This is a genomic window from Pedobacter sp. Hv1, assembly GCF_001412215.1.
GTDB lineage: Bacteria > Bacteroidota > Bacteroidia > Sphingobacteriales > Sphingobacteriaceae > Pedobacter.
This window is the reverse complement of the sequence record NZ_LLWP01000011.1, coordinates 32,644-56,685: the sequence shown is the minus strand read 5'-3', so window position 1 is coordinate 56,685 and position 24,042 is coordinate 32,644. Positions and strand designations below refer to the sequence as shown.

The 24,042-nt window shown below is 36.8% G+C and carries 24 protein-coding genes; 8 read left to right on the top strand and 16 right to left on the bottom strand.

Annotated features, from left to right (window positions below; all coding sequences use genetic code 11):
- Positions 1 to 31: 31 nt before the first annotated feature.
- The 5 genes from AQF98_RS19665 (at position 32) to AQF98_RS19645 (ending at position 4,395) form a co-directional block, all read left to right on the top strand.
- The gene (locus AQF98_RS19665; protein ID WP_055133684.1) at positions 32 to 1,417 is read left to right on the top strand and encodes a dicarboxylate/amino acid:cation symporter; all 1,386 of its coding nucleotides are present in this window, start codon (positions 32 to 34) and stop codon (positions 1,415 to 1,417) included.
- Between the two features lie 22 nt (positions 1,418 to 1,439).
- Entirely contained in the window at positions 1,440 to 1,946 is a 507-nt protein-coding gene (locus tag AQF98_RS19660; protein ID WP_055133683.1) for a hypothetical protein, read from the top strand.
- Positions 1,946 to 2,458 (top strand): hypothetical protein, encoded by a 513-nt coding sequence (locus AQF98_RS19655; RefSeq protein WP_055133682.1) that lies wholly within the window; start codon positions 1,946 to 1,948, stop codon positions 2,456 to 2,458. Before AQF98_RS19660 ends, AQF98_RS19655 begins: the two co-directional genes overlap by 1 nt.
- Before the next feature lie 70 nt (positions 2,459 to 2,528).
- The gene (locus AQF98_RS19650; RefSeq protein WP_055133681.1) at positions 2,529 to 2,891 is read left to right on the top strand and encodes a BlaI/MecI/CopY family transcriptional regulator; all 363 of its coding nucleotides are present in this window, start codon (positions 2,529 to 2,531) and stop codon (positions 2,889 to 2,891) included.
- A 4-nt stretch (positions 2,892 to 2,895) separates the two neighbouring features.
- Positions 2,896 to 4,395 (top strand): M56 family metallopeptidase, encoded by a 1,500-nt coding sequence (locus AQF98_RS19645; RefSeq protein WP_055133680.1) that lies wholly within the window; start codon positions 2,896 to 2,898, stop codon positions 4,393 to 4,395.
- A gap of 78 nt (positions 4,396 to 4,473) precedes the next feature.
- Here AQF98_RS19645 and nudK read toward each other — a convergent pair whose 3' ends face one another.
- The 8 genes from nudK to AQF98_RS19605 form a co-directional block, all read right to left on the bottom strand.
- On the bottom strand, positions 4,474 to 5,052 hold the full coding sequence (gene nudK, locus AQF98_RS19640; RefSeq protein ID WP_055133679.1) for a GDP-mannose pyrophosphatase NudK: 579 nt from the start codon (positions 5,050 to 5,052) through the stop codon (positions 4,474 to 4,476).
- Positions 5,053 to 5,228: 176 nt separating this feature from the next.
- A complete protein-coding gene (locus tag AQF98_RS19635) occupies positions 5,229 to 7,889 on the bottom strand; it encodes a carboxypeptidase regulatory-like domain-containing protein (protein ID WP_161805892.1) in 2,661 nt (886 codons plus the stop codon).
- A 181-nt stretch (positions 7,890 to 8,070) separates the two neighbouring features.
- Positions 8,071 to 9,018, bottom strand: a complete 948-nt coding sequence (locus tag AQF98_RS19630; RefSeq protein WP_055133677.1) for a GLPGLI family protein — start codon at positions 9,016 to 9,018, stop codon at positions 8,071 to 8,073.
- Positions 9,019 to 9,033: 15 nt separating this feature from the next.
- Positions 9,034 to 9,945 carry a GLPGLI family protein gene (locus tag AQF98_RS19625; RefSeq protein WP_055133676.1) on the bottom strand — a complete coding sequence of 304 codons (912 nt, stop codon included), beginning with the start codon at positions 9,943 to 9,945 and terminating at the stop codon, positions 9,034 to 9,036.
- A 127-nt stretch (positions 9,946 to 10,072) separates the two neighbouring features.
- On the bottom strand, positions 10,073 to 10,996 hold the full coding sequence (locus AQF98_RS19620) for a GLPGLI family protein (RefSeq protein ID WP_055133675.1): 924 nt from the start codon (positions 10,994 to 10,996) through the stop codon (positions 10,073 to 10,075).
- Between the two features lie 42 nt (positions 10,997 to 11,038).
- Complete coding sequence (locus AQF98_RS19615) at positions 11,039 to 11,899, bottom strand: GLPGLI family protein (RefSeq protein WP_082435194.1); 861 nt, start codon at positions 11,897 to 11,899, stop codon at positions 11,039 to 11,041.
- Positions 11,900 to 11,913: 14 nt separating this feature from the next.
- Positions 11,914 to 12,822: a GLPGLI family protein gene (locus tag AQF98_RS19610; protein WP_055133673.1), complete on the bottom strand. Its 909-nt coding sequence runs from the start codon at positions 12,820 to 12,822 to the stop codon at positions 11,914 to 11,916.
- A gap of 22 nt (positions 12,823 to 12,844) precedes the next feature.
- Entirely contained in the window at positions 12,845 to 13,681 is an 837-nt protein-coding gene (locus AQF98_RS19605) for a GLPGLI family protein (RefSeq protein ID WP_055133672.1), read from the bottom strand.
- Between the two features lie 125 nt (positions 13,682 to 13,806).
- Here AQF98_RS19605 and AQF98_RS19600 point away from each other — a divergent pair, with 125 nt between their 5' ends.
- Entirely contained in the window at positions 13,807 to 14,115 is a 309-nt protein-coding gene (locus tag AQF98_RS19600; RefSeq protein ID WP_055133671.1) for a hypothetical protein, read from the top strand.
- A 35-nt stretch (positions 14,116 to 14,150) separates the two neighbouring features.
- Here the strand turns inward: AQF98_RS19600 and AQF98_RS19595 are convergent, their stop codons facing one another.
- Entirely contained in the window at positions 14,151 to 14,678 is a 528-nt protein-coding gene (locus tag AQF98_RS19595) for a GLPGLI family protein (RefSeq protein ID WP_055133670.1), read from the bottom strand.
- 313 nt (positions 14,679 to 14,991) lie between these two features.
- Here AQF98_RS19595 and rplU point away from each other — a divergent pair, with 313 nt between their 5' ends.
- Both rplU and rpmA read left to right on the top strand, forming a co-directional pair.
- Positions 14,992 to 15,303: a 50S ribosomal protein L21 gene (gene rplU / locus AQF98_RS19590; RefSeq protein WP_055133669.1), complete on the top strand. Its 312-nt coding sequence runs from the start codon at positions 14,992 to 14,994 to the stop codon at positions 15,301 to 15,303.
- A gap of 59 nt (positions 15,304 to 15,362) precedes the next feature.
- On the top strand, positions 15,363 to 15,779 hold the full coding sequence (rpmA, locus tag AQF98_RS21970) for a 50S ribosomal protein L27 (protein WP_082435192.1): 417 nt from the start codon (positions 15,363 to 15,365) through the stop codon (positions 15,777 to 15,779).
- Between the two features lie 126 nt (positions 15,780 to 15,905).
- Here rpmA and AQF98_RS19580 read toward each other — a convergent pair whose 3' ends face one another.
- The 7 genes from AQF98_RS19580 to AQF98_RS19550 form a co-directional block, all read right to left on the bottom strand.
- The gene (locus AQF98_RS19580; protein WP_055133668.1) at positions 15,906 to 16,868 is read right to left on the bottom strand and encodes a polyprenyl synthetase family protein; all 963 of its coding nucleotides are present in this window, start codon (positions 16,866 to 16,868) and stop codon (positions 15,906 to 15,908) included.
- Positions 16,869 to 16,871: 3 nt separating this feature from the next.
- Entirely contained in the window at positions 16,872 to 18,053 is a 1,182-nt protein-coding gene (locus AQF98_RS19575; RefSeq protein WP_055133667.1) for a carboxypeptidase-like regulatory domain-containing protein, read from the bottom strand.
- A 7-nt stretch (positions 18,054 to 18,060) separates the two neighbouring features.
- Entirely contained in the window at positions 18,061 to 20,196 is a 2,136-nt protein-coding gene (gene rnr / locus AQF98_RS19570; RefSeq protein ID WP_055133666.1) for a ribonuclease R, read from the bottom strand.
- 101 nt (positions 20,197 to 20,297) lie between these two features.
- Positions 20,298 to 21,323 (bottom strand): exo-alpha-sialidase, encoded by a 1,026-nt coding sequence (locus AQF98_RS19565; RefSeq protein WP_055133665.1) that lies wholly within the window; start codon positions 21,321 to 21,323, stop codon positions 20,298 to 20,300.
- Between the two features lies 1 nt (position 21,324).
- Positions 21,325 to 23,049 carry an ABC transporter ATP-binding protein gene (locus AQF98_RS19560; RefSeq protein ID WP_055133664.1) on the bottom strand — a complete coding sequence of 575 codons (1,725 nt, stop codon included), beginning with the start codon at positions 23,047 to 23,049 and terminating at the stop codon, positions 21,325 to 21,327.
- Positions 23,049 to 23,306: a hypothetical protein gene (locus tag AQF98_RS19555; protein WP_055133663.1), complete on the bottom strand. Its 258-nt coding sequence runs from the start codon at positions 23,304 to 23,306 to the stop codon at positions 23,049 to 23,051. Before AQF98_RS19555 ends, AQF98_RS19560 begins: the two co-directional genes overlap by 1 nt.
- 20 nt (positions 23,307 to 23,326) lie before the next feature.
- Positions 23,327 to 24,040 (bottom strand): 3'-5' exonuclease, encoded by a 714-nt coding sequence (locus AQF98_RS19550; protein ID WP_055133662.1) that lies wholly within the window; start codon positions 24,038 to 24,040, stop codon positions 23,327 to 23,329.
- Positions 24,041 to 24,042 lie beyond the last annotated feature (2 nt).

Sequence of the window (24,042 nt, the reverse complement as noted above, 5' to 3'; positions counted from 1 at the left end):
TTACACCTTGATTAAATTCTAAACCTAACCAATGTCGAATAAAAACAGACTTACACTATTTATTTTTATAGCACTTATAGTAGGTGTTGCTGTAGGTTATTTCTTAAATGTAAATAACTTCAACAAAAATAATAATGCAATTGTTGGTGCTGAGGCACAAATAAAAAAGATCGAAGCTCAAATGAGCAATCTTTCTGATACAACAGTTAGCCAGTTCGCAGTTCTTCAAGCGCAAAAAGCAGAGCAGGTAACCATTCGTAAAACAAACGAAAAAGAAAGGGAGAAAAAATTAGAGCCCCTCACTTTGTTGAGTGATATTTTTCTTCGTTTGATTAAAATGATTGTGGCACCATTGGTGTTTACCACGCTTGTTGTTGGTGTAGCTAAAGTAGGCGATATTAAAGCAGTAGGTCGTATTGGTGGCAAAACAATGCTTTGGTTCCTTAGTGCCTCCTTAATGTCGTTGGTATTGGGAATGATTATGGTTAATTTATTTAAACCAGGCGAGGCCATGAATTTGCCATTGCCAAGTAGCCATACCGATACGGGTATTAAAGGTGCAGCATTGTCTGTTAAAGATTTTATTTCGCACATTGTGCCAAAAAGTTTTGCCGAAGCAATGGCTACCAATGAGATTTTGCAGATTGTAGTTTTCTCTCTATTCTTTGGTGTGGCAACAGCCGCCATTGGCGAAAAAGGTAAAATGGTGATCGAGTTTTTTGATTCTGTAGCCCATATCATCTTAAAAGTAACAGGATATGTAATGAATTTTGCACCATTCGCCGTATTTGGTGCCATGGCTGCCATTGTTGCCAAACAGGGTATTAGTGTATTGTCTACTTATGCTTTATTTATAGGAGAGTTTTATTCGAGTATGTTATTGCTTTGGATCTTGTTGATCTTTATAGGTTACCTGATCTTGAAGCGTAGGGTATTTAACCTAATGAATAGAATGAAAGAGCCGGTGATGTTGGCCTTTAGTACAGCAAGTAGTGAGGCTGCCTATCCAAGAACCATGTTGCAATTGGAGCGTTTTGGTTGCAAAGATAAAATTGTAAGTTTTGTACTGCCATTGGGCTACTCTTTCAATTTAGATGGCTCGATGTTGTACATGACATTTGCTTCTTTGTTTATTGCGCAATGTTATGGTATTCATCTTTCGTTTGAGCAGCAGATTACCATGTTGTTGATTTTAATGTTAACCAGTAAGGGTATTGCAGGTGTGCCACGAGCTTCGTTGGTGGTAATTGCAGGTACCATTGCTACTTTTAATATTCCAGAAGCAGGGTTAGCGTTATTGATTGGGATAGATCCATTGTTAGATATGGGCAGATCAGCAACTAACGTAGTGGGTAACAGTATTGCAACCGCAGTAGTGAGCAAGTGGGAAGGCGAGTTAACTGGGCCTTTAGATTAGATTTAAGCTATTTTTATATCATATGACGAGCAGAGGGAAAAGGATATTTTTATTTTTAACGGTTGTAGTACCATTTTTAATTTATGCCATTATCTATTACGCACCAATTATCCGGAATGCGCCATTTAAAGCAAAAGAATTTGTTTCTATGGAGTATAAATGGGGGGTAGGCAATCAATTAGAAAACTCCTATAATTCTGCAACAGGCGAATACAGGTACTTAAATGATAAGGATTCTTTGGTCATCAAACATATAGAGTTGAATGCCAGAGATAAAAAGTTTTTAGATAGCAATGCCGATGAACAAGGTTTTTGGAATTTGCCAGATGTAGTGGCCAATAACGAGAACGATTTGAAAAACCCTAAAACATTGCGTTATTTCATGAAATTTAACTATCAGAAAAAATCTAAGGAAGTTACTTATCTGCCAAATTTTGAGGGCAATGTACGCATGAAAAATGCAGCGGCACAAATGCAGAAGATCATTGAGCAACGGATTATCGATGCCGAAGAAAGGGCAAAGAAATAATGGCTGTTGAATTGAGAAAAAAGCTTTCGCTCATTGCAACAATTGCTGTTATCCTTATTGTTGGTATTGGTGGTTATTATCTGATCAATCTTAAACAAGGTCCTTACCCGGCTTCTTCTTTTGTATCCTTAACCTATAAGTGGGGTGTTGGCGATACACTGGCCAATAGCTATAATTCTGCTACAGGCGAATACCGATATTTGAATAATAAAGATTCTTTGGTCATCACCAAGGTAAAGCTCAATGCCAATCACGTTATTTTTTTACATAGCAAGGCCAATGAGCTCGATCTATGGAAACTGCCCGATGTAATTGCCAATCCGAAGGCCAATTTAAAAAGTGACAAAGTTTTACGCTACGAAATTACATTCAATTACGAGGGTAAAACAAAAAAGATCATTTACATGACGGATTATGATGAAAACGTAACTGTTGCAGCTGCGGCAGAACAGTTACAAAAGGTAATTGCACAAACCATAAACGAGGCAGAAGACAGGTACTCAAAGCCTTAACAAATTTTAACACCCTGAAATTTTTTTGTATCAATAGTAATTTCGTATATTTACGATATATTCGTAAACTATGGAGAAGTTAACATTACAAGAAGAAGAGGCAATGCTTGCAGTATGGCAAGTGGGGGCAGGATTTATTAAAGATTTTATGGATGCCATGCCTGAGCCCAAACCGCCTTATACCACTTTAGCATCAACCATTAAAAATTTAGAGCGTAAAGGCTTTTTAAAAAGCGAACGTTATGCGAATGCCAATCGTTACAGTGCCAAGGTAAAAGAAGCAGAATACAAAAAACGTTTCATGAACGGTTTTGTAAATAATTACTTCCAGAGTTCTTATAAAGAATTGGTTGCTTTTTTTGCGAAGGATAAAAAAATAAGCACAGCAGAGCTTAAAGAAATTATTAACCTGATCGAAAACCCTGAAAAGTAATGATATGCCTTATCTCTTTATCATTCTGTTTAAGATAAACCTGGTTCTTGTACTTTTTGCAGCAGCCTATTATCTTATTTTACGTCGATTAACATTTTATGTAATCAATCGTATTTTTTTGGTATTTGGAATCCTGTTTTCTACCATTTATCCTTTTATAGATTTAACAGATTTCTTTTTCAACCAAACCCATGTTAATCAAGAAACGGTAGTTAAAATGAACCAACAGGTAACTGCATTGGTTCCCTCAAACTTAATTACAGCCTACTGGGGGTGGATTAGCCTATTGTTTTATATAGGGGTAGTTTTTATGGCATTTAGATTGCTGATCCAGTTTGTTTCTTTATACAAAATGCATCAAAAATCAGCGCCAGGTTCTATTGCTGATTATCAGGTAAGGATTTTAACAGAACCTGTAAGCCCATTTTCATTTTGGCAAACGGTTTATATCAATCCCTCTTTACATAAAGAACAAGAGCTCAAAACCATTTTAGCGCATGAAAATATTCATGTGAAGCAATGGCATTCTTTAGATATTATCTTGGCCGAACTGAGTGTCGTTTTTTATTGGTTTAATCCGGGAGTTTGGTTAATGAAAAGAGCGGTAAAAGAGAATTTAGAATTTATAACCGACGAGAAGATCTTAAAAAAGGGAATTGATAAAAAAGCATACCAATACAGTTTGTTAGATGTAGGTACTTTAGTTCCGTCTGTACCCATTGTAAATAATTTTAACCTTTCCGATCTGAAAAAACGGATCAAAATGATGAATGTGAAACGTTCTTCTCGTTTAACATTAAGCCGTTATTTATTGGTATTGCCTGTTTTATTGTTAACTACTTTGGCCTTTACGGTAACTAAAAAAGACATTAAAAAACATTTGGCGCCTTTACAACAGGTTTTAATTGATCATCATATTATTGATGATGATAAAGCTACAGTTGAGCCTAAAAAAATCATTTCGAAACACAGTCCAAGAAGAAAAAAACAAGCTCCTGTTGAGGTAACTATAAAGCCTGATTCTACGCATAAAGTTACTTATACGATGAATACAATTTACATCACTACAGATAGTACGCACTCAAAAGCGCAAACTGAAGAGAGGATATTTAATGCAATTGCATCAGTTGCTGTTGCGAACATTCCTGCAAGAGGAAAGTTTGAAGGGAAACTTGTATTTGTTGATACGACAACTACAATGCCGAGAAGATTAATGGGTAGGGTACAAGGTGGGCCGCTAACTAAAGCAGATAAAGATTTAATTGAGGCAACAAACAGCAAAGAAGGAGTAGTTACTGTAATTGGATATGGTAAAGTGACCAAGCCAGTTGATAGTTTAAAAAGTGGAAGATCCCTTACTATTGTTTTGAATGGAAAAAAGGTTGGTGAGGAAGAATTGAATAAGGTAAATCCAGACCATATCAAAAATGTAAAAATGGTTAAGCAAGAAGAACCAAAACTTACCGAAGTTCAGGTAATCGGTAGAAAGATCAAACAAAATTAAGATCGAATTGATACACAAATGAAAAGGCCTCTGTTCTATATAGAGGCCTTTTTTTGTGGCTATCGCTAAAAGAGATTTTTATAAAATACCCTTCAGTTTAATATGTTGAAGCAACAAGATGGTTTTTCCATCTTTAATTTCTCCAGTTTCAATCATTTTCATGGCATTATCAATATTCAATTCTAAAACCTCAATGTTTTCCTGTTCGTGTGCTAGCCCTCCGCCTTCACTTACTTTCATCGATTTGGAATATTCGGCAATAAAGAAATAAAGCAATTCTGTTACGGAACCCGGTGACATATAAGCTTCAAAAACCTTTTGAATATCGGTAATTTGATAGCCAGTTTCTTCTTCAGTTTCACGCCTAATGCAATCTTCTGGATGGTCTTGATCTAATAAACCTGCACAGGCCTCTATTAATAGGCCAGTTTCATTTCCGTTGAGGTAAGTAGGTAACCTAAACTGTCTGGTTAAGATAATGGTTCGCTGTGCGGTATTGTAAAGCAGGATAGTAGCGCCGTTACCTCTATCGTAAGCCTCTCTGCTTTGAACTTGTTGCTCCCCATCTTTTGTTAAATATTGATAAGTGATTTTTTTTAAGGTGTACCAATTGTCGGAAAGGATTTCGGTTTTTTGAATTTGAATGTTGTTGATCATATTGATGAAAAAAGGAATGAAAATGTAATTGTAACTTAAAGATTAACTCCTTTCTAACAGAATTAGTATCATTTATTTTAAACATAAAAAGCCCCTCAACTTTACAGTTTCGGGGCTTCAATTGTTTGTTTGGTATATTATTTATTAACCCTAACCAATACGCACAATTCAGTTGTTTAGAAATTGAAAGTTGCTTTTAACATGGCAACTCGTCCTGGAATATAATAAGTGCCTGAGGTTAATGAGTTTGCAGAAAGGTTAACGGCTTCGAACTTTTTAACATTGGCTAAATTGGTTATACCAAATTCGAGGTCTGTTTTAAGTTTCATCAATTTGTATCTTACATTAAAATCAGCAAACAAATAGTTCAAATTTGGCTGATTTTGTTGGTGGGTAAAAATGTGCTCTGCAGCAAAATTTACAAATACACTTTTAAAGGCTGTAAATGTTAAACTAGATTGTTGTCTTAACTGCTGGAATTTATTGTTGATGTTACTTGCCGACGATTTGTTATTGCTTACGGTATACGTGCCATTGTAAGAGAAATTCATGAAATTGGTCAATTTAGAATCTATACCTCCAGTGTAATTGATCGTTTGCGCATCAAATGGCAATAATTTATTGTTCTGTAACTGATCAAATCTGCTTTGGCTAAAACTTGTGCCAATATTAACTGTGCTTCTTAAAGCGAAGAGATATTTGCTTGCACTTGCGTTAACAGAAAGAGATTTAGCTTGATTGGCCAAAGGCAAAACAACACGTTGTTGGATATTATCACTTAAAGTAAATGAAGAAATGGTATTTAATGTAGTTGCCGAATAGTTAACCCCTAAGCTAAAGAACACCATTTGCATGGCCTTACGGAAGTTAAAGTTAGCTCCAACTCCATGTGTTTTACTTTCGGAAATAGGAGCGTTGTTGGCAAACAATGAACGGTAATTTTTTAATACCGTACCACGATAAACATCGTCAATACCACCTAAGCTATTGCTATAGTTGTAATTGGCCGAAATGTAATTTTCTATGCCAGTTTGATATTTGAAGTTGAAAGATGGATTGATAAAGAATTTATCTAAACTTTTGTCTAAGCTTTTACCGGGGTCGCTATAATTGATGTTGTTATAGCTGAACGGAAGAAATAACCCTGCCTTAATTTTTTCGCCAGTGTATTCATATCCTGCTTCCACAAATGCTCTTGTTTTAAGCCAGTCTAGATCATTGGTAGTACTTTGTGAGACCAATTCTGTAGTTTGGTCATTTTGGATTCGATAAAGCTCCGAATTAAAGTCTTGTTTTTGTATACTAAAGCCAGTTTTATAGGTTTGTACAAACTTGTTGCTTACAACGGCAAAAGACATAAAGTTGTTGGTGTACAAAGTGGGTAATTTGATGTATTGGTCTAACCCAAAATAAGGTTTGTTGTTGTTTAAAATGTCTTGATTTAAGCCTGGTCTGATATTTAAGATTTCTGGTTGCGTTGTTCTATTTAAAAATGAATAAAAGTTAAGGATATCATCAGATTTCAATTTTTTCCTGTAGCTCATTTCATTAGAAAGGTCGAATGTTTTTTGGTTAAGTGTCTGGTTGGCACCAATGCCATTGATTACCACATTAGAATTGGTATAGTTGGGTGCATATTCTGCAATAAAGGTATTGTTCAGGTAAGATTGCTCCGTATTGTTGTTGAGGTTCAATTGTGCCCTGAATTTTTGTGGGTTGATGGCATTGTTCTGAACTTCGTTGTAGCGAATGGTTTGTCCCGGTAAATAAGTCTCAGACGACTTATTGTATTCTTGACTTCTTTGGTCGTACAGATAAGAGATATTGGCCTTTAGCTGTAAATCTGGGTTAAGTTTGTAAAGATTGTTCAGGTTAACCAAGCCAGCCTTATTGAATAACGATCTTTTTTGTGGCAATGTAGGTACACCAGCAGCGCCAGCAGAAAGAAAACTGCTAGGTTTGTTATTGTCAAAACGTTTCAGGTAATCGGCCATGTTGTGCGATGTGAGGTCGATACCAGGATCGATACCAATATTGTTGCCTTTTAGGCTATTGATAAATTTCAATTCCTTTTTAAACATCATGGCATTGATATTACCATCAAATCGATCAGGTGTGCCAAGACCTGCTTTGATATCGCCCATCATTTTCAATTTAGCATCATCTTTGATTACTAAGTTTAAGGCCACATCGTCACTCATGTTGTTTTTGCGCAGCATTTTTATAGGTTGGTCATTTTGGATCACCTGAACTTTTTCAACTGCACCATGAGGGATGCTTTTGGTAGCAATGTTATACTTATCATCTAGTAAATTATCTTTATCTAGGTACAGATTAGAAATGCTTTTGCCATTGTAGCTTACTTTGCCATTTTCATCTACCACAATACCGGGCATCTTTTTCAGTACATCACCAATCGTTCTGTCTTGTTTATCGGCAAAATCAGAAGTTTTGTAGTTCAATGTATCACCATTAGCAGTTAATACAGGTCTATTTTTAACCACAACTGTTTTAAGGTTAATTTCTGTATCTTTTAAAATCAGGTCGTAATTTTTGGTCAACTCGGTAATGCCAATGGTTTTCTTTTCATAGCCAATAATTGTAGCTTCTACTGTAAGATCTTTATTCTCTTCGGTAAAGGAAAGCAGGTATTCACCTTTGTCGTTGGTTCTGGTAAAACTGAGAATATTACCTTCTTTATCTTTTAGGTTAACATTCACAGATACAATAGGGGTACCCTTTGCATCCTTTATTTTTCCTTTAACCTGTTTTTGGGCAAAGGCGGCTACACTGCTCAACATGGTGATCAGCAATAGATAGAGCAATCGTTTTTTCATTTCTTTTTGAGCTAATTCAGTCGTAAATAATGGCATAACTTGGCAATGGCACTTCAGCAATGCTTCAAACTATACCTAAATTTTACCAGAATTTGATCTGGTTTTAGGGTCTTCTATTAACCTAAAATGTAGTTTAACAGAAAGAGAACTACTAATAAAATTCCAACAAAAAACATGGTGCTTATTTCTTTTCTGGTAATTCGATAGGGTTGTTAACCACTGCTTGAGGTGGTGGAGTTCCGCCTGTAGACCTTTGGAAGTTACCAACTTTAACACCGCTACCTGCCAATTGTGCATTCATAAAACCTTGTGGGTCTTTAGCTTGTGCATCTTTTAGTTTATCTAACTCTTTGCGGGTGGTTTTAACAGCATCTACTGGAAGTTTGATCTCATTCCCCATAAAAGGATTGCCGGTATCCATACCCATTATTTTCACTACCGATGGAGAACCACTAGGGCCAGCTATTTTAAGATCGCTATTCTCTGCTGCCTTTTGATCGGCTTCGGTTATATTTTCCATGCCTGCAAATTGGAATTGAACTTCCTTTTTCTCATCATAAGCCTCTATAATCAAACCTGGCAAACCATTTAATTTCCATGGGCCACTTTGAAAAGGAAGTTCTGGTGCAAACCAAGCTATCCAATTTCTACCTTTAAAATAACCTGTTGCCTTTTGGCAACGTACGCCCGAAAGACTTGTGGTGTCTTTGCTAATTTTCCAATTGATTTTGGGTACTTCTTCTTCTATTAGGTAATTATTGAAAACACGTTCTTTTACATAGAATTTGTTTTCTTTAGCAAAATAGAAATAATCAAGGTTAGAGGTAGGTTTGTAACCTTTACTCTCAAATTTTATCGTTGCATTTCCAGTTCCTGCCTGATTTTTCAGTTGTTCTTGGATCTGTTTTTGCATTGCCAACTGAGCTTCTATTTTGTCATAACTGGTATAGGCAGAAGCATTTTTGCCAATTAGCAATAACATATTCTCAGTGTAGGGCTTGTCTTTTTGGGTGGTATCTTGTATATGGGTAAAGCTGTATTTTACCTTAGCCAAAGCCTTGTCTGGATTTTGTGCCAAAGCAGCAGAAGTAATGGCAATGGCGAATAAAGTAGTTAAAGTCGTTTTCATATCGTGTTTGGTTAATTATTTTTTGATTTCTGGTAATTCTATTGGGTTGTTAAAAGTATTTTTAGCAGTTTTTTGGGTGGGTGCATTTTTCTTTACTACCGTTGCACCTGCCACAACTGTACCTCCCATGCTTGCTGCTGGATTGTCAGTTATGGCTTGTCTCAATTTGTTGATTTCTGCTCTGGTTGCTTTGATGGCATCTTTAGGGAGTTTAATTTCTCTACCGAGGTAAGAATTATTGCTAAAATTGAGTTCGCCAGTTCCTATTCGGATTTTGTCATCTTTGGTTACCAGATTGCTTTCATTTACATTCTCTAAACCTTCAAACCGAAACTGAATGTCTTTCCTGTCATCATAGGCTTCTATAATTAATCCTGGCAAACCACTTAATTGCCATGGTCCGCTTTGAAAGGGCAAATCAACAGCATACCAAGCAGTCCAGTTTCTGCCCTTGTAACGGCTAATTGCTTTTCTGCAATTTACGCCAGCAAAACTCATCGTATCCTGCTTTATTGTCCATTTGATGGTAGGCAGTTCTTCAGGAATAATGTATTTGTTCATCATCAAATATTCAATTGAGAATGACTTTTGCTCATTGGGATAACTGTAGAAATCGGTACTGGTTACTTTTTTCATTAAACCCTTTTGCATTACTATATTGGTTAAGGTGCCACCATTTGCTTTTGTTTGCTCTTTAAGAAATGCAGCTAATCTTTCTGCTTGGGTCATTTTATCATAACTGGCATATACTGATGCATTTTTGCCAATAATTAAGATCATGTTTTCTTGAAAAGGTTCGTCTCTGTTTGTGGTATCTCTAATGTGGCTAAACTTATAATGAATCCTAGCTAAAGCCTGATCAGCATTTTGTGCTAAAACAATAGATGTAATTGACATCGTAAATAAAATGGCGAGAATGGTTTTCATTGTATATTTTATATCAATTAATCTTTCGTAAAACTACGGGTATTTCGTAATAATAAAAATGATTTAACATTTTTTAACTTATATGTTAAAATATAGTGCGACTAGGGGTTAAACAGGAGTATGGTAATTAATTAGGACTTTTCTTCTCGATTGGATTATTGAACACCGTTGCTGGAATTGGTGCTGTTGTTCTATTGCCTGTAGAAACCTGCTGTAAACCACCAAGCCCCATTGCCGCCATTTGAGCCTTAGCAAAACCTTGCGGATCGTTAGCTCTGGCTTCTCTTAAGCGTTTAATTTCCTTTATTGTAGCTTTAACAGCTCCGGCTGGTAATTTGATTTCATTATCAGAAAGTACATTGCTGCTTCCATATTTTTTAATATCATATTCGCCTAATGAATTTTCGGTCGCCTTATTTTTGTTTTCTGCTATACTTTCCAGTCCGGCAAAATCAAATGATACTTCTTTTTGTTCATCGTAAGCTTGTATAATTAAGCCGGGTAGCCCAACCAGTTTCCATGGTCCACTAGCAAAAGGCAGTTCTTCGGCAAACCAAGCGGTCCAATTTCGACCTCTGAAATTTGCTGTTGCTTTTTTACAGGAGATTCCTTCAATATTAAGTGTCTCTGGCATTATTTTCCAATCAATTTTTTCGGCATTTTCTTCAACCAAATAGGTAACGCCTAATTGTTCTTTTGTAAATAGTTTGGCCTCATTGGCATAATAGTAAAATTCAGTTTCGCTAAACTGTCTTTTACGAGGGGGCATGGTAATCGATTTGAGACCGCCATTACTTACTTGCTGTTTCACTTGTTCTTGAAGGGCTTCTTTTGCCTGCATATCTCTTAAAACCTTATCGTAGCTTAAAAATACCGATGCATTTTTGCCTGCAACAAGCATCATGGTCTCTTTGTAAAAGTTGTCTCTTTTGGTGGTGTCAGATAGGTGTGATAGTGCATATTTCACTCTGATCAGTGCCTTGTCTGGCTGTTGTGCTATGGCTGTTGTACTTATAGCGATGGCAAATAGGGTGGTTAATATAGTTTTCATCTCTTTTTGATTTAATGTATTGATAGAAATATTGATTTTTTGTTAATATCTAGACCGAGTTCTTACGAAACCGGCGGGGTCTTTTAAAAAAGCAGCTCTCAATTTTTCAAACTTTTCTTTATCTGCTCTGATGGCACCAATAGGTAATTTGATCACATTTTCAAAATAAGCCGTACCTACGTCACGGCCAATTAACTGGTCAATTGGATTATAGTCGCCGGGTCTGGCATCAGCTCTTTTAGTAACGTCATCAATTCTTTGATGTTCGCCTTCTTTGACACTTTCTAAGCCAGCAAATTGAAACTGGATCAGTTTATTTTCCTCATAGGCTTCAATAATTAAACCTGGTAAGCTATTTAATTTCCAAGGTCCGGTTTGAAAGGGTAGGCTGGGGGCAAACCAGGCAATCCAATTTTTGCCTTCGAAATTAGCAATCGCTTTTTTGCAGCTTAAGCCCGAAAAGCTGGTGGTATCTTTTGTAATTTTCCAATTGATTTGTGGGGCAGGCTCTTCTATAAGATAGCTTTGAAGGGCGATCACCTCTTTGGTGAAGAATTTATTCTCTTTTGAAAAATATAAATTAGAAGAGGTAGACAGCCATTCTCCGTTTGTATTATCTATTAAAATGGCTACAGGTTTTCCACTGCCTGCATTAGCCATCATTTTTGCTCTATATTTCTGGTCTTGAGAGATTTCGTATCTGATTTTATCATAACTGGTATATAATGAGGCATTTTTGCCTAAAAATAGCAGCATGTTTTCGGTACGTGTTTTTCCACTTTTTAAAGTGTCTGTGGTATTGACATAGGTATACCGCACCCTGGCTAATAAACTGTCTGGTTTTTGTGCCATTACGGCACTTGTAGCAAATAGTGCCAATAGGCTGCTTAATAAAGTTTTCATCGTCTTTTGATTAGTTAGTTTTTCTTTTCTGGTAGTTCGATAGGGTTATTGAGAATGGCCTTTTTTGGAAGTTCTACTGTTGCTTTTCGTTGTGCTTTTACATAACCAATACCATTGGCGCTCATTTGGGCATTCATAAAACCTTGCGGATCTTTTTCTCTGCTATCTTTTAATTTATCAAGTTCTTTTTGAGTGGTTCGGATGGCATTGCTAGGTAATTTGATTTCATTACTTTTAACCAAATTCACATCCATGTCTATGATTTTAGGTCCATGACTTGTAATGGTTTCGTTATTGACAGGGTCTGCTGTATTTTCTAAACCAGCGAATAAAAATTGTACTTCTTTCTTTTCATCATAAGCCTCCACAATTAATCCAGGCAAACCATTGAGTTTCCAAGGTCCGCTTTGAAAAGGTAGGTCAATGGCATACCAAGCTGTCCAATTTCTTCCCTTAAAATAAGCTTGTGCCTTTTTGCAATGTACTCCAGAAAGGTTAATGGTATCTGCTGTGATGGTCCAGTTTATTTTTGGGGCAATTTCCTCTACCAAATAGTTGTTAAATACCCGTTCTTTGGTAATGAATTTGTTTTCTTTGGCAAAGAAAAAATAGACCTTCGAGTTTACATCTGGGCTTGTCCGGTCTAACTGGATGCTCACTAAGCCTGGGTCTAGTTTTTTGGCATTTTCTAAAATAAGGTTGTTTCGGGTAAGAGTTTGGTCTAATCCATCCTTACTTGCGTATAAGGAAGCATTTTTGCCTATGGCCAATACCATGTTCTCTGTATATGGGGTATCTTTTTGGGTAGTATCTTGTACATGTACAAAATTGTACCTTACCCTAGCCAAAACTTTATCGGGGCTTTGGGCCAAAGCAAGTGTAGCTGTGGTAATTGTAAAAAATAAGATTAAAATGGCTTTCATAAAGTGATTTTAAACAGCAATATTATTTATCTTTCTTTTCTGGTAGTTCTATCGGATTGTTGATGACGTTATGCGAAACACCAGTCATACTTGAACCCATTACAACAATTCTTCCATCATTTGGGCTTGATGCTTTTGCAAAACCAATAGGATCTCTATCTCTAGTAGCTTTTAGTTTGTCGAGATCAGGTTTGGTAGTTAGTTTAGCATCGGCCGGAAATTTAATGGTTGGGCCAAAATAAAAGTGGGCTGCTAATGCTTGCTGTTCTGCTGTGATGGCTTGTTTGTCGAGGTTATCGATACCTGCAAATTGAAACTTAACTTCTCCTTTGTCATCATAAGCTTCTACAATTAATCCAGGCAGGCTATTTAACTTCCAAGGTCCACTTTGAAAAGGTAGCTCAGGTGCGAACCAGGCAATCCAATTTCTGCCTTTAAAATAAGTGGTTGCTTTTTTACAATGTACACCAGAAAAACTAGCAGTATCTTTTGTGATCTTCCAATTGATTTTTGGAGCAACTTCTTTGGCTAAGTATTCTGTGATGATTTTTTCTCTGGTGTAAAACTCATTTTCTTTAGCAAAATAGAAGTAATCGACTTGGGTAACTGGTTTAAATGGGGCAGTGCTAGAAGGTTTGTCTAAGTTGAGTTGTCGTAGAATCCGATCATAGCTGGTATAAACAGATGCATTTTTTCCAATAATCAACAGCATGTTTTCTGTGTATGGATTATCTCTTCGCAAGGTGTCTCTGGTATGGGTAAAATTGTAGCTTACCCTTGCCAATACCTTATCTGTGTTTTGGGCAAATGATAAAGTACTAATGGTAATGGCGAATAATGTGGTTAGGATAGTTTTCATAATCTTTAATTAAGTTTTCGTAAATCTACGAATAATTCGTAATATTATTTATATTTAATTATTTTTAACACTTCGTATACATTAAATACAAGCCCTAATTCTTCTCGGGTAATTCTATTGGGTTATTGAATGTGCTTTTAACCATTGTAGCTCCTGGTTTTTTTGACGTGGTTATGCTCATGCTTACACCATTGCCAGCCATTTGTGCATTTGCGAAACCCATTGGATCTTTTGCTCTTGCTGCTTTAAGTTTATCAAGTTCGGCTATTGTAGTCCTGATGGTGTTAATGGGTAGTTTGATTTCATTGCCAGGAATTGAATTGATGGATTTGATCGTTTCAGTATCTCCAATGTTCTGTTTTGGCTTTATGGCTTCATCTTTTATATTCTCGATACCGGAAAATAGAAACTGTACTTCTTTTTTGTCATCATAAGCTTCTATAATTAAACCAGGCAGACCATTGAGTTTTCATGGTCCACTTTGGAAAGGTAGTTCAGATGCATACCAAGCTATCCAGTTTCTGCCTTTAAAGTGAGTTGTTGCTTTTTGGCAATGCACACCAGAAAAACTCGCCGTATCTTTGGTTAGCTTCCATACAATCTGAAATGCTGGCTCTTCTGTCAAATAATCATTTACAACAGGCTCTTTAACGAAGAGCTTTTTTTCTTTTGCAAAAAGAAAATATTCTATTGAAGTGGTTGGCTTTATTTTGCCAAGATTGATCTTCATGGGTTGTCCATCTGGTGTTTCTTTAATCTGTTGTTCTATCGCTTTTTTCCTAAGTTCGCTTTGCGCAATCTTATCATAACTGGTATAGAGGGATGCATTTTTGCCAATGAACAATAGCATTGCTTCTGTATAAGGCTTGTCTCGTTGTGTAGTATCTCTGATGTGAGAGAAGGTATAACTTACTTTGGCCAAGGCCTTATCTGGGCTTTGTGCAAAAGCAGTAGTGCTAAATACAATTGCCAAAAGAGTGGTTAGAATTGGTTTCATGTTTTTCAATTTAGTTTTCGTAAATCTACGAATAAATCGTAGATATGAAAATTTATCTATCTTTTTTTCTAAATTGAAAGTTGTAGGGTTTACTAAAGAAGTAGGTTAGTATGAAAATAATAGGAGTGTATGCTACATCATAGGTGGCTAGCCGCAGTTGATTATACACTATTTAAGCACAAAAGCCAATAGAAAGGCTTTAATTGCAAAACGATTTAAAATTATTTCATCATCTACTTGTGTTTGAATAGTATTTATTCTATATTTGCACCTCGATAAAAAAAATAAACAATTCTAAAATAATTATTTAACAATGTACGCAATAGTAAATATAGCAGGACAGCAATTCAAAGTTGCAAAAGACCAGCACCTTTTTGTACACCGTTTGCAAGGAGATGAAGGCGCTAGTATTGAATTTGACAATGTATTGTTGGTTGATAATGGTGGTAAAATTACAGTAGGGGTTCCTGCAGTAAAAGGTGCATCGGTTACAGCTAAAATCGTGTCTCATTTAAAAGGTGATAAAGTAATCGTTTTCAAAAAGAAACGTAGAAAAGGTTACAAAAAGAAAAATGGTCACCGCCAGTATTTCACCAAAATCCAGATTGAGAGTATCACTCTGTAGTTAATTTTTTTGTTTAATTGTAAGATTGGGTTTCCAATTCTTAAAAAATATAAAATAAAATGGCACATAAAAAAGGAGCCGGTAGTTCTAGAAACGGACGTGAATCGCATAGCAAGCGTTTAGGTATTAAGATCTTTGGTGGTCAAGAAGCTATCGCTGGTAACATTATCGTTCGTCAACGCGGTACAAAACACCACCCTGATAAAGGCGTAGGTATTGGTAAAGACCATACTTTATTCGCTTTAGTTCCTGGTATTGTAACTTTTAAAAAGAAACAAGACAACAAATCTTATGTTTCTGTATTACCTGTTACAGTAGAAGATGCAGCTCCTGTTAAAGCAGCAGCACCTAAAAAAGTAGCTACTGCTAAAGCAGCAACTACCGAAGCTAAAGAAGAAAAAGCACCTAAAGCGGCTAAAGCACCTGCAAAAAAAGCAGCTAAAGCTGACGATGCTGAAGCAGCATCTGCTGAATAATATTTGTAATTTAATTACAAAAAAAAGCCTCGATCATTTGATCGAGGCTTTTTTTTGCCTTAAGGTTTTTAATACTGATCCATTATTTATTGCGATAATAATGGATCAGTATAAGGTGAAGGTATCTTATCGGTCTCTATCTAAGATTTGTTGTACCAAGGTTCTGAAATTTTCCTTTTTCTCTTCAGCAACAGCTAAGATTTCTAATGCTTGATTGGCCATTGTTAAATATTTATCCATTTCGGCAGTTGCCAAATTTCTTATTTCGTATTTGTTGTAAAGATGCGTTACCTGATCTATTTTCTCTTCTTGGTTGATGGTAACACTGGTTAAGCTTTCTGCCTCATCATCATGTGCCAAGGCTAAAGTTTTGAGGTGTAAAAAGGTCTTTTTATTGGCTATGATATCTCCACCAACTTGTTTGCCAAATTTCTCTGGATTGCCATAAACATCTAATATATCGTCTTGCAATTGAAAAGCAACGCCAAGGTTCTCTCCAAAAGTATAAAGCAGGTCTGCATCTGCCGTGCTTGCCCCACCAACAATGGCTCCTAATTTCATGGCACCACCTAATAATACTGCAGTCTTTAGCCTGATCATTTCGATGTATTCTTCAATGGTTACATCGTCTCGCTGCTCAAACTCCATATCGAGCTGTTGCCCTTCGCAAACACCTTGTGCCGTTGCATTAAAAGTATCTAATACTGGTTTTAAAACGTTTACATCTACTTTAGAAAGGTGTTTGTTAGATTCTACCATCATTACATCGCCACTTAGGATGGCATTGTTAATGCCCCATTTTTCGTGTACGGTCTGTTTGCCTCTTCTTAATGGCGCATTGTCCATAATATCGTCGTGCACCAATGTAAAATTATGAAACGTTTCAATGGCCAATGCCACATCTAGTGCTTTGTTGATATCGGTTGTAAACAACTCTGTGGCCATTAAAACCATTACGGGTCTAATTCTTTTACCACCTAAACTCATAATGTAACGACTAGGTTCGTATAGGTTGGCAGGGTGTTGTGGATACGCTATTTGGGGAATGGCTTTTTCTAAAATTTCTTGTAATTGTGTTGGACTATGCATTGTTTAAGGGTTAGTCATGGTGCCGAAAGCTGATTTACTTTCCATCATTTTGATGAATGAATCTTCCAATGTAGTTTGCTTCACTACTGGATTGTTTTTCCAAAATTCAGCATCATAACGGAGTGATTCGATCACATTTTTATCTCTGGTATTTCTATTTAAAGCTTCAAATTGCTGCTTTTTTAAATCATCGTTCACATTGTATATGGTCAATAATGAACTGATATCTGTATTCAGATCTTGACCTCTTACAATTAAGCTTAAAAAGACCTTGGTAGATACACTTTCTAAAACTGGAACAGGATGCCCATCGCCATTAAATGTTGCAATGGTGGTTACTACAGGAGGGAATTTTGTAGTTGCATCTGACAATCGGATGGGAAGATTGAAAATGCTGTTTTCGAGCCTGTAAACCTTAGAATCATCTACACCAATGTAATAGGTAGAGTTGACATAATACTGATTTTTTCTGCCTTTTTTGTATTTACAGCTTACTACAGCAATGCTTTGGTTCGATTGCTCTATATACTTTTCAACTACCACATCGTAATCTTTTAGGGTTTCGAGGCTTACAAATTTACCTCCCTTGTTAGGCAACAGGTAACCGCTATAAGAGAAAGTTAAATACGATTGATTGTTCATTGAAAAGGCAATTTGCTCATTTACTTCAGCAAAGCGACTTTGTTTGGCCGCCCATCCTTGTATGCGTGCGGTATTCCATCTTAAATCGTAAAAGAGTTCATAAATCTGGCTAGCCTTTCCGTTTAAAGAAGTCAATTGCCTATAAAAAGCGTTGGCGTAGAAATTGGTATTGATGTTTTCGGTTGCTTTTTGCAGGGCTGCCTTTAGTATTTTTTGGCCTTTATAGGGGTCTACAGTTAGTTCATTTAAACTAATAGTGGCAGGATTAAGCCGAATGGTTAATAGGCCACTGATGTCTTTAATATCTGCTTCGCTCGTGTTGTAACTTACATGACTAAATCTAAGCCTAAATGGTAAAGTGGTTGGTTTTAGTACAAAAAAACCATTTTCGTTGGTAACGGTGGCTACATTGGCGCCCACAATATTTACCGAAACAAAAGGAATACCTTGTCCGGTAGCATCATCAACAACTTTACCTTGTAGGTTCTGTGCTTTAATTTGAACTGTAAATGAGAGCAGTAGAATGCAGATAATATACTTCATTGGCTTTTTAGTCTTGAATTAATGAAAAATCTATCTGGCGTTTAGAGAGATCAACTTTTTTAACTTTTACTTGAACTTCATCACCTAATTGGTATTTTTTCTTTTTACGTTGACCAATAATGCAGTAATTCTTTTCGTCCAGTACATAAAAATCATCGGTAATGTCACGCAAACGGATCATTCCTTCGCATTTGTTCTCAATAATTTCTACATACATTCCCCACTCGGTTACGCCAGAGATAATTCCTGTAAATATACTGCCAATATTTTCTTCTAAGTACTCTGCTTGTTTATATTTTATGGAAGCTCTTTCTGCATCGGCAGCTCGTTTCTCCATAGCCGACGAATGTGAGCTTGCGGCTTCGTATTCTTCCTCGTTTGCCGATTTACCTCCATCAAGGTACAAAGCCAATAACCGGTGTACCATTACATCGGGGTAACGACGAATTGGAGAGGTGAAATGTGTATAATGATCAAATGCTAATCCGTAGTGACTTGTCTTTTTTGTGGTATAAATGGCCTTTGCCATAGAGCGGATGGCCAATTGGGTTAGAATGTTCTGCTCTTTCTTTCCTTCAACATCTTCCATTAGGTAATTTAGCGATTTGGCTATTTCTTTATCGGTTTTCATGTTGATTTTGTACCCAAAACGTGAAGCAAAAGTAGCAAAGTTGTTCAGGTTTTCTAAGTTGGGCGAATCATGAGATCGGTAAACAAAGGTATATTTCTGCTTTCCTTTTCCTTTTTTTGCAATAAATTCGGCCACTTTTTTATTGGCCAGCAACATAAAATCTTCGATCAGTTTATGTGCGTCTTTACGTTCTTTTACATATACACCAATTGGTTTACCAGTTGAATCTAATTTGAACTTTACTTCGGCACTTTCAAAGCTAATGGCGCCATTTTTAAACTTTTTATCGCGAAGTTGATAGGCTAGCTCATTCAGTTTTAACAATTCTTCGGCAAAATCTCCTGCTTTGTTTTCGATTACTTCTTGTGCTTCTTCGTAGCTGAAACGTTTGTCAGAGTGGATGGCTGTTCTACCAAACCATTGATTAATGATATTGGCTTGGTCATCTAACTCGAATACAGCTGCAAAGCACAGTTTATCTTCGTTAGGACGTAGAGAACAAACACCATTACTTAAACGCTCTGGCAACATGGGGATTACGCGGTCTACCAAGTAAACGGATGTAGCACGCTCATAAGCTTCTTTATCTAAATTGCTTTTAGGCAATACATAGTGCGATACATCTGCAATGTGCACGCCAATTTCGTAATTTCCATTGTCTAATTTTTTAAAGGAAATGGCATCATCAAAATCTTTCGCATCGGCAGGGTCTATGGTAAAAGTGATGGTATCTCTAAAATCTCTTCTGTCTTTGATTTCGTTTTCGCTAACCGTTTCTGGAATAGCATTGGCTTCTTTTTCTACGGCATCAGGAAAACTCAAAGGGAAACCATATTGCGCTAAGATGGCATTCATCTCGGTATCGTTTTCACCCTGCGTACCTAATACATTGATGATTTTACCAATTGGATTTTTTGCGCCTTCGGGCCAATCTGTAATGCTTACTTGTACTTTTTGACCATTTTTAGCCCCATTTAAATCGCTCAGTGGAACAAAAATATCATGTAGCATTTTACGATCATCTGGAATAATAAAAGCAAAACGTTCAGAAACTTTGGCAACACCAATGAAATCGGTTTTTGCCCTTGTGATAATTTCTACAACTTCGCCTTCGTTTTTGCGCCCACTGGTTTTCTTTCCAAAAACATATACTTTTACTTTGTCGCCATGTAGCGCATTGCGCAATTTACGTGGGGCAACAAATATATCTTTCTCAAATTCATCATCAGGTACAATAAATGCAGAACCATCTGCAGTCATATCTACTGTGCCCGTTACAAAAGTTTTAAGGTCTTTTAAGCGGAATTTTCCACGTTCAGGTCTAATGAATAAACCTTTTTCTGTTTGTTCTACCAATATTTCAAGAATGGTATCGGTAGATGCGGCATCTTTTAAATTTAGCTTGGCAGCAACTTGTTTATGGTTTAGTGCCACATTTCTATTTTTCTCGAAAATATCACTAATCAATTGTGTTAAAACGAGTTTTACTTGTGAGTTTTTGTTTTTTGCCATAGCAGTATTTGTGTTCTTCACAATATAGTAATTGTATGTTTAGCTTGGGTTATTTTTAATGAGAAATAACACGGCTATAACACTTCACGAACGCAGAAAGTTTAAAGCTTGAGTTGCAGGTATTTTATTTTTTGACGCTCGGAAGTATAACTGATGTGGATAGTGCCATCTTTGGTTTGAATAATTGCTGGGTACGAATATTCGCCTTTTTCGTGGTTTTCTAAGGTAAAAATGTCATTCCAGTCTAAACCATTTGCAGAAATAGCCAGTTTAAGAACTGAGCGACCTTCCCACCAATCTTTACCTGCGCTTAATGGGTTATAAACCAACAATTGCTGACCATTTTTAAGGCTAACGGCATCGGTTCCGGAGTTTGGATTGGCCAAACTGAGCGCCTCAAGTTTTGACCAGCTCTGACCTTGATCGGTAGACCATGCACTTACAATTACATTCTGCCTGCTCCTGCAAAGTAACTGCAATCTGCCATCGGGATATTGTAATATAGAAGGTTGTATGACTCCAAAGGTGCCACAGTTGATGGTTATCTTTTTCCAATTTTCACCATTTCGGTCGCTTTTCTCCAAATGGATGTGCCAAGTTTTTTCATCTAGGCTTTCAGTACTCGATGGATATAAAATGTCGCCGTTTTTAAGCTGTAGAGGCTTATTCTTGATTGGGCCTAAAAATCCATTGGGTAGTTTTGTAGCCTTAGACCATGTTTTGCCATCGTTTGTAGAAGTTTTGACTTCTGCCCACCATGTTCTTGGATTGGGACCCACTTTATAATGAAGAAATAACAAGCCATTTGCTGCCTTAAATAAAACTGGATTCCAACAAGGATAACGAAGGGTATCATTTTGTACGCCATCGGCAACCATGCGGGGCTTGCTCCATGTTTTGCCTTGTTTAATTGCCATCCAAATGGCTACATCCTTGTTTCCTTCATTGCTACCCGCAAACCAGGCACTCATTAACTGATGGTTTGATAATTCGACTAGAGTAGAGGCATGACAGGCTTTAAATGGCGCTTCTTCAAAAATAAAGCCCGATTCAATCACTTTTACTTGTGCTTTAGTAGTATTAAGCAGTAGGCAAAGTATTAATCCTGTGTAAAAAACTATTCGCATATCAACTGGCCAAAGGTGCTTGTGCTTTTCCCGGGATAGCTTCAATCAGTTTTTTGGTATAAGCTGCTTTTGGTGAGTTATAAATTACTTCGGGGAAACCTTCTTCTTCAATTTTTCCTTTGTTCATTACAATCATCCGATCTGAAATGTGTTTAACTACAGCCAGGTCATGCGAAATAAAAATATAGGTTAAGCCAAATTCTTGCTGCAGTTGTCTAAGGAGATTTAAAACTTGGGCTTGTACAGAAACATCTAACGCTGAAACTGACTCATCACAGATGATAAATTTAGGTTGTAATGCTAAAGCCCTTGCAATTACAATGCGTTGTCGCTGTCCACCAGAAAATTCATGTGGATAGCGGTCAAAATGTTCTGCTTTTAAATCTACTTTTTCTAGTAAACTCAATACATGTTTTTTGCGTTCTTGATCGGTTTTAAAAGCTTTATGTACCTGTAGAGGTTCCATAATGGCATTGCCAACCGTTATTTTTGGGTTAAGCGAAGAGTAGGGGTCTTGGAAAATGATTTGTACATCTCGGCGCATCCGTCTCAATTCAGGCTTACCTAAACTTGTTAAATCAGTACCATCGAAAAGAATTTTGCCCGAAGTAGGTTCAACCAAGCGTAAAATGCTTCTGCCTAAAGTGGTTTTGCCACAACCAGATTCGCCTACCAAGCCTAAGGTTTCTCCAGGAAAAACATCGAATGTAATATCATCAACCGCCTTTACGTAAGAAGATGTTTTGCCAAATAAGCCCTTTTTAATGGGATACCAAGTACAAAGTTTTTCTACTTGGAGCAAGGGTTTTTGGGTATATAATTGGTGTCTTCTTTCTTCAATTTCTTGCTGGGTATAGGCATTGATATCTAATAAATGCCTAACAGCAAAATCTTTATCTTCATTTAAAAAATCAGCCACCACAGGTAATCGCTTTAAAAGTCTCTGGGGTGCAGGTCTGCAAGCCAATAAACCTTTGGTATAAGGGTGTTGAGGATTTTCGAATAGCTGTTTAGCTGGTCCTTGTTCTACAATATCTCCTTTGTACATCACCAAAAGTTCGTCGGCAATTTCGCTAATTACTGCCAGGTCATGAGAGATAAAGATCAAGCCCATGTTGCGTTCAGTTTTAAGACGTAACAAGAGCTCTAAAATGGTTTTCTGAACAGTTACATCCAGTGCAGTGGTAGGCTCGTCGGCAATGAGGAGTTCTGGATTACAACTCAAAGCCATGGCAATCATTACCCTTTGTTTTTGTCCACCAGAAAGTTGATGAGGGTAGCTGTCGAAAATATTTTCAGGTCGGGGTAATTGTACCTCCTTAAAAAGATCAATGGTTTGTGCTTTGGCAGTTTCTTTATTGACTTTTTGGTGCAGCATAATGGCTTCCTGAACTTGGTAACCACAAGTAAACACCGGGTTTAAAGAGGTCATGGGTTCTTGAAAGATCATGGAGATTTTGTTGCCACGAAAATTTCTGATCTCATTGTCAGAGAGGTTCAACAGACTAATGTTGTCGAAATCGATTTCGCCTGTAATGTTGGTGTTTTTAGAATCATGCAAACGCATGATTGAAAAAGAAGTTACAGATTTGCCAGAGCCAGACTCGCCAACAATACCCAGAACTTTACCTTTTTCTAGTTTAAAACTAACTTTATGTACCGCTTCAGACCAAGTTTTTTCTTCTCGGTTATAGAAGGCTATGGCTAACTCTTTTACATCTAACATTATATTTTTTGTATTACAAGGTCTATTGATCCTTCTTCTAAACCAGAAAATTGGTCTAAATGAAAATGACTTCCTACAGGTACATTACCTTGTGCCAAAGTAAGTAATTGTTTTGCTAAGGAGGTAAGTCCAGCACAATTTGCAGAAATGATGATTTCATTTCCAATGATTTTATTTTCTATTTCAAATCCATCTTCCCAAGTGTGTAAAAGACCTTTTTCTTGGGTGTATTCTGGGATTCTTAATGTTATTTCCATAGCTTTTGAAGGAAGATATCTTACTTCACTAAGGTAATATTTTCTGCTGAAATTGCAGCTAATCCTTTAAAACGTAACAAAATTTGTGCAGTTGTAATGACATCCTTCTGGCAATAGGTTACAATACGGGGCAAGTCTTTTTGTTGGTAATAGATTTCCTTTACCATGCTGCCATCAATATCGTCTTTTGGGGTAGGAATATTAAAAATGGCCGCCAATAAGTTTAAGGAGGTATAGTTTTTGTAATCGCCAAATTTCCAAAGCTCCATGGTATCTAGGTGGTTAATTTCCCAAGGCTTTTTGCCGGCTATTTGTAGCTGTGGTGGAATTTCAATGCCATTCACCAACATTCTTCGGCAGAGGTAGGGAAAATCGAACTCTTTGCCATTGTGTGCGCATAACAATTGATCTGCTGGCTGTTCTTTTAGCAATTGATTAAAATGATGGAGAAGTTCAGGCTCTTCATGTCCAGCATAAGAATTAACCCTGAAATGATAGACGCCTGCTACTTTGTGGAAAAGGCCAACACTGATACAGATAATTTTACCGAACTCGGCCCAAATGCCTGCTCTTTCATAAAATTCTGCGGCTGTGTAGTCTTCTTTTCGTTGCAACCTGGTTTTATGTTCCCATAATTCCTGCAGATGTAGTGGCATTTCGCTAAAATGCTCGTGTTGAGGTATAGTCTCGATATCAATAACAAATACCTTATTTAAGTTTAGGTCTTTAAGCATAA